Origin of the sequence: Pandoraea sp. CB10b_02 (genome assembly GCF_002216225.1) — a bacterium.
Lineage (GTDB): Bacteria > Pseudomonadota > Gammaproteobacteria > Burkholderiales > Burkholderiaceae > Pandoraea > Pandoraea nosoerga.
Genome location: NZ_NJGW02000034.1, coordinates 22,153 through 28,152, shown reverse-complemented (window position 1 = coordinate 28,152; position 6,000 = coordinate 22,153). Strand labels below are relative to the sequence as shown.

General features: G+C 58.7%; 5 protein-coding genes. 3 read left to right on the top strand and 2 right to left on the bottom strand.

Going from position 1 to position 6,000, the window contains the following annotated elements:
• The first annotated feature begins 75 nt into the window (after positions 1–75).
• On the top strand, positions 76–408 hold the full coding sequence (locus tag CDN36_RS21645; RefSeq protein ID WP_287497870.1) for a hypothetical protein: 333 nt from the start codon (positions 76–78) through the stop codon (positions 406–408).
• Positions 409–625: 217 nt separating this feature from the next.
• Here CDN36_RS21645 and CDN36_RS21640 read toward each other — a convergent pair whose 3' ends face one another.
• Positions 626–1,534, bottom strand: coding sequence for a replication initiation protein (locus CDN36_RS21640; protein WP_287497869.1), 909 nt, complete (start codon positions 1,532–1,534; stop codon positions 626–628).
• A gap of 231 nt (positions 1,535–1,765) precedes the next feature.
• The gene (locus tag CDN36_RS21635) at positions 1,766–2,041 is read right to left on the bottom strand and encodes a helix-turn-helix transcriptional regulator (RefSeq protein ID WP_287497868.1); all 276 of its coding nucleotides are present in this window, start codon (positions 2,039–2,041) and stop codon (positions 1,766–1,768) included.
• A 306-nt stretch (positions 2,042–2,347) separates the two neighbouring features.
• On the opposite strand from CDN36_RS21635, the gene CDN36_RS21630 reads away from it, so the two are divergent.
• Both CDN36_RS21630 and herA read left to right on the top strand, forming a co-directional pair.
• Positions 2,348–3,601, top strand: a complete 1,254-nt coding sequence (locus tag CDN36_RS21630) for an SIR2 family anti-phage-associated protein (protein ID WP_287497867.1) — start codon at positions 2,348–2,350, stop codon at positions 3,599–3,601.
• The gene (gene herA / locus CDN36_RS21625; RefSeq protein ID WP_287497866.1) at positions 3,598–5,334 is read left to right on the top strand and encodes an anti-phage-associated helicase HerA; all 1,737 of its coding nucleotides are present in this window, start codon (positions 3,598–3,600) and stop codon (positions 5,332–5,334) included. The genes CDN36_RS21630 and herA overlap by 4 nt, the downstream gene beginning before the upstream one ends.
• Positions 5,335–6,000: the final 666 nt, after the last annotated feature.

Here is a 6,000-nt window from a genome sequence, read left to right as displayed (position 1 = left end):
CGCGCTTCGCGGCTCAGCGATCTCATGTCGGTTGCTTGCATGAATCCGAGTTGAGGGTGGTGCAGAAAATTTCAAGTGCGCAAGGGCCGGATCAATATCGATGCGCATCCGAAGGTGAAGTACTGGGTCCGCAATATCGAACGCCAGCCGCAGTTCTCTTTCTGGCTGCCCACAGCGACCGACTATTTCTACCCGGACTTCGTTGCGGAGCTCGTCGACGGTCGCATCCTCGTTGTCGAGTACAAAGGCGAACCGTACAAGACGAACGACGACTCCAAGGAGAAGAAGCAGGTCGGGCATCGCTGGGAAGCATCCAGTGACGGACGTTGCCTGTTCCTCTTCGCCGAAGAGAAGGATGATGCCGGCCGCGACGTGTTCAAGCAGCTTGCTGACAAGCTCGCGGGTTAGCGGCTGCAAGCATCACTCTCCATGGTATCCAAATGTATGGGGAGTGGTGCCGACACTCATCAATGATTTCACTTGGTCATCGTTCTCCGCATATCGGAAGGAAGGGCTAAGCCAAATGCCGACACGGCTTAGCCCGGTCCGCCATCGTGGCACGCTCCGCAGATACGCGCCCCACTGGCGCTGTTACCTGTTAGGGCTTCACTTACCACCCTGAACGTCACTCACCATCTGCGCTCAACCATGCGGCAATAGTCGGATGAGACACGCCAAGCTGTGCGGCTATCGCGCGATTCGAAAGGCCTTGCTGCGCTAGAACCAGAGCAGCTGAACGCTGCTCTTCGGAAGCGGCACGGCGTGCTGCACCAGAAGCGACGCCACCGCGCCGACCACGTTCGGCCTGAACCGCCCGGAAACCTGCTGGCGTCGTATTTCTCCATGTCCACCGGCTGACGCTTCGACCGACACTCATCACCTCGCTCGCCCCCAGTGGGTCGGAAAAAGTGTTGAGCGCCAACGCCTGCCGGATGCAAGCCCTGAGCCACCGCTCTTCACCTCCTGGTCCCCAATAGCTGCGAATGGCCCGTACTGCCCAGGCCAGCAACGTCTCGAAGAGGTCGCAGTTGCGGCTATAGCCTTCCGGCTTCGGACGGCGTGGCAGCGACGCCGGTAAGTCGACGTAATCGGCCAGCAGGCCAAGCTCATACATCGGGCAGTTCGCGGGTTCCCAGAGCTTCCAACGGTCGTGCAGCGGGTTTTTCGCCAAAGGCCCGTTGAATGCCACGTCGGCATGCAAGCGTGTCATGTAAGCGTGCTCAATTGCGGCAAGATAGCGCTGCGGGTGTTTCCTGGCTGCGTCGGTGACGCACACCGGCGCGGCAAGCGCATAGCCCAAATGGGCGTGCCCGTTGTCCGAATTCGTTGCGACGTAGGTCGGCGGCGGCAAATCAGCGTCGGCCCATGCGCTCGCTGCACCGGGACGGTCGATGTCAAAGATGAGCCAACATGCGAGAGCTGGGTTGTTCATTTGCATGTACGGCAGAGTCAGCGCTGTCGAAAGTGGCCGAACTTTTGCTGCATTTTTTTCGATGCCGCACCACGGTTTGTGGGGCGCATATTCTTCTATCAAATTTCTGAGGGCAGACGAGGGCAAGACACACCATTACGGGTGTGCCACACCAGCAACTAACTATATATATATTCCTTGCACTGCTACGAAATTTGTCCTCCGCGTGCTGAATGCGGCGGGATGAATGGTCCCGCGTCCTATACTCGGTTGCGTGCGAGTAAAGACGCGCCGTTGGCGCCCCGCGCCCCGGTTCCAGCCGGGGCGTTTAGCATGGGCGCGAAGAAATGCTCGTTATTCCCGGCGCAGGACGTCGACATGCTCGGTCACGTACTGCGCGAGGATGCCCGAAGCCGGCAACCGGTCAGCAGATGGCCATGACGTGGTTTTCGCGCTGCGTTGGCGTTGCACCTCCAGCCAGGCATCGACGTCATGAGGATGGAAGCGAAGACGGCGACCAATCTTGATGGCTTTAGGAAGGTCCCCGCCCGAGGAATGGCGGTTATAGATAGTCTGCACGGCCAGCCCGAGGGAGGCCGCGAGTGCTTTAGGGGTGAGAAGCTGCTGCATAGGGTCACGGTACTGAACGCAGTCACATGACTGCATTCAGTATAGCTACCCGTTACCGGCATTTACCGCAGTATGCAGCGAATGGGCTGCAAAAACAGGTATTGAAACCGGCTGTCAGCAGGTTGCGTAAAAGGAACCTGGATAAAAGTCATCAAGTTTTTTCGGGTACGCTGCCGACTTAACGAGGCATAGCTCCGCACTTTTTCCTATATGATTTTGAGCGTTCAATCGGCGTTCGGACTGGCGCGGCGAGACAGCGGTCACCCATAGCTACGGGCGAACAACAAATCAATTCGAGGGACTACGATGGCAATCGTGGGAATACGGGGCGCTACCCCACTGACAGACGAGGTCGAGCTCCAGGCGCAGCTTGCAACGCTTTTGCGCTTGGAAAACGTCGGGGTGATGCTGGGCGCCGGAGCATCAGTTGCCGCCGGCGGTAAAACGATGTGGAGTTTGTGGTCCGATTTTGTTGACATCTCTCCGGACGAAGCCCAATGGCTCAAAGACAATGAGTTCATTCAGCCAGAAGCGCTCGCGGCTCCTGATGAAAGAATTGTTCCGAACGTGGAGCAGTTGAACGACTCACTGGAGATTGCGCTGGTGGAATGGAGACGGCAAGGAAGTGCCGACGTGCCACATCTTGAGCGCGCGCGTGCGCATTTAACCCGCGCAGTGGTCCGAGCAGCTCAATTACAACCTGCATGGTGGCAATCTCCCGGCGGCGCCGAATCGGATGCTGTGCAGCTCCAGCACCATCGCACAATTCTGCAAAAGCTCGTTGCCGCTCGCCAGCCGGGCCAGGCGGCGCCATGGGTGTTCACGACCAACTACGACCTCGCGGTGGAGTGGTCGGCAGAAAGTATCGACCTGCAGGTGGTTGACGGATTCCTGGGCGTCCACGGCCGGCGCTTCTCGCCTCAAAGCTTCGACCTCGGATTCCGCAATACCCAGGCGCGAGGTGAGGCACGTTTCGGCGTCTACAACGTCTACCTCGCCAAGCTGCACGGCTCGCTGACCTGGCGCGAGGATTCCGGGCAGGTTTATGAAATCCAGGCGGCCCTCGCAGGGGTGGGTATTCAATCTTTCCTGGACGACCTGACCAAGACTGAACTTGGGTTCATGGTGATGCCCCGCGCGGCAAAATACATGCAGACTGTCGGTTATGTTCTCGGCGAACTGTTCAGGCGATTCTCCGAATTTCTGTCGAGGCCTCAGACGAGCTTGCTCGTTTGCGGTTACGGCTTCGGCGATGAGCATATCAACCGGTTGCTGACTTCCGCGCTGCTCAACCCGACACTGCAACTGGTCATCTACTCTCCGGAATTTTCTGGGAACGTGTTGGACCCAGCGCTGCCAGCCGCGCTACGTAAGTTGCTGTCGCTGAAAAACCCCAGAGTCACCGTCATCGGCGGCGGCGCCGAAGCGTACCTGGACAAACTCGCTGCGCAATTGCCCGACCCGCTTCTCTATGACGACGAAATGCGTCGCCTGGCAAAGGTTCTTCGCGAGCCGTTCGCACCGGAAGCGGACGAGTACGACCCGGCGGAGGGCCTATGAGGAGCCGTCAGCCAGTCGGCTATGTGGTTCAAATTGATGGAGCCGAAGTCACCCTCAATCTGCTAGATATGCACCGCGGTCAGGTGGCGTCCCACATGCAAGGTGTTTCGACCGTCACCGAAGTGGGGAGTCTCCTTGCGTTAGACGCCGGCAGCCGAATCCTGGTGATGAAGGTACTCACGCTCAGTTTTGCAGAGCCGAAAGAAGCGCACCGCCTGGGAGTCGGCTCAAGCACCCACCAATCGGAGCCCTTGCGCAATCTGACCGGCGTGGTGGTCGGACGGCTTTTCCGGGACGGGGGTGCGACTCGATTTATTAGCGACTCGCTTCCGACGCCACCCTTGGGGGCTGAAGCTTTTCCACTGACGCGCGAAGAGTTGGAAGCATCGCTCGGCCGAGCCGACGACGAAGATTTGCCGATTTCGCTGGGCGAGGATTTGCGTGGTGGCGGTACGCTGCGAGTGGGGCTCGAGAGTTTCCTGTCGCGACACGTTGCTGTGCTGGGAAGCTCTGGCCAGGGCAAGAGTTGCTTCACGGCGTCAGTGCTCCAGCAGGTAGTACGCTTCCCCCATGCGCGCATAGTCGTATTTGACATCAATGGTGAGTATGAGGATGCGTTCCAGCTCGCTGACCTCCCGGCTGGTGCGGTGAAAGTCACGACGCTTGGCGGGGATGATGCCAACTCTTTCAAAATCCCGTACTACGCTCTGGGCCGGTTCGGGCTTCATCGGTTGCTCATCCCCAGCGAAAAAACCCAGCGTCCAGCGCTTTCATTCGCGCTCGAGCACCTGAACAAGGTCCGATGGTTTGCCGCAGCGAAGGGAGCGGGCCTGGCAACTGATGCGGCGGCAACACTGTTTGACGACTGTCGGCAGGCTGGCGCCGCCGACGCGGAAGCACGGATGCAACGCATCCGGAACGGCACGGCGGATGTGGTTGCACAGTGGCCGCATATGGCTGCACTGGCCGCGCTCGTTGCGGAAAGTCACGGGATACAACCTGGAAGAAACGGACCCGAGCGTTCCAGCTTCCACTATTCTAATGTCTCGCCTCTGGTTACTCGAATCCATCGATTTGCGGAAGACCCCATGTTTACAGACGTCGTGGACGTCAATGGCGGCGCAGGTCACGGCGAGCAACTCTCGTGGACGGTCGAATCGGCCAACCTGGTGGAACGTATTTTCGGCGGCCAGGAGGTTGACTGGCGCGTGCATATCATCAACCTTCGCCGCGTCTCCCATGACCTCACGCCGTTCGTCCTCGGCTCGTTGCTGGAGCTCTATGCTTACGAACTGTTCCGCCGCGGTCAGCATCAGGCGGTCCCCACCCTGCTGGTTTTGGAGGAGGCCCATCACTATATGCGTCCGATTGGCTCTGGTGAGGAGGCTAACGAAAACTCGCTGGCTTATGAGCGGCTCGCAAAGGAAGGGCGGAAGTTCGGCTTGGCTTTGTGGCTGAGCACGCAACGACCATCCGAAATCTCGCCTACCGTGCTTTCCCAGTGTAATAACTGGGTAACGTTCCGACTGACTTCGGAGAAAGACCTCGCTGCGGTCCAGTCAGCCAGCGAGTGGGCGGACAGACGTGAAGTCAGGCGCATCGCCGGCCTTGCGCGTCAGACCGCCATTGTCTTCGGCGGAAGCATCGCTATGCCGACGATGCTGCGAGCGCCTGATGCGTCGCCGAAGCCTCGCTCCGATGATGGCGCGTTTCGGCGGTGGGGGATGCAGTGACCTTGGACGTCTGGCATTGAGCGGCGCGACAGCGCCGTTTTTCCGCCAGACCTCTTGGGACGGAAATCTCGCTGTGTCCCATTGGGACACTATGCATCCCATCCGCCGGCTTCGCGGGGACAGCGTGTCCTTTCAGGCCACGCTCGGCCATCTGGCAGCCTTTCCGCGTGGTTCGAAGACCAGACCTCCTCAGCGAATGGGAGACGGCGTGTCCAAGATTGGACAGTGCGCCGTCACGCGCTGAGGGCGCGGATGAGTGTCCAATGTTGGACACTTTATCGGCCGGCGTGCTGCGGGGGGGGCTGCGTTCAGTGTAAGTGCACGCGTCATGTCGATTGCGGAGATTGCGCGCCATTTCAACGTGTCCCGTTCAACCCTGTGCAACATCCAGGCAGCTAACCGGCTGAGGGCCAATCTGGGTTCGATTTCTACCTTAGTAGATAGCTAGGCTGGTAGATGGATAGATAAGTATTTCAAGTGCCTTTCTTTCCTGATAATTCGTATTATCAGGAAAGAAAGCTTAGTCGCAAAAAGCGATTAATGTTTGGATAGCTAAATTTAATTTGATGGTTGCACGTGCACCCTGATAGGGTGTTTCTCGTTTTTCTCGCCCTGCTTCTCCGGACGCTCTCGGTAACATGCTCGCGTTAGGTGAAGGCCAGAAAG

Bases quoted from the DNA above. Each gene is read 5' to 3' on its own strand.
- herA (WP_287497866.1), top strand. From the start codon at position 3,598: ATGAGGAGCCGTCAGCCAGTCGGCTATGTGGTTCAAATTGATGGAGCC.
- CDN36_RS21635 (WP_287497868.1), bottom strand. From the start codon at position 2,041: ATGCAGCAGCTTCTCACCCCTAAAGCACTCGCGGCCTCCCTCGGGCTG.
- CDN36_RS21630 (WP_287497867.1), top strand. From the start codon at position 2,348: ATGGCAATCGTGGGAATACGGGGCGCTACCCCACTGACAGACGAGGTC.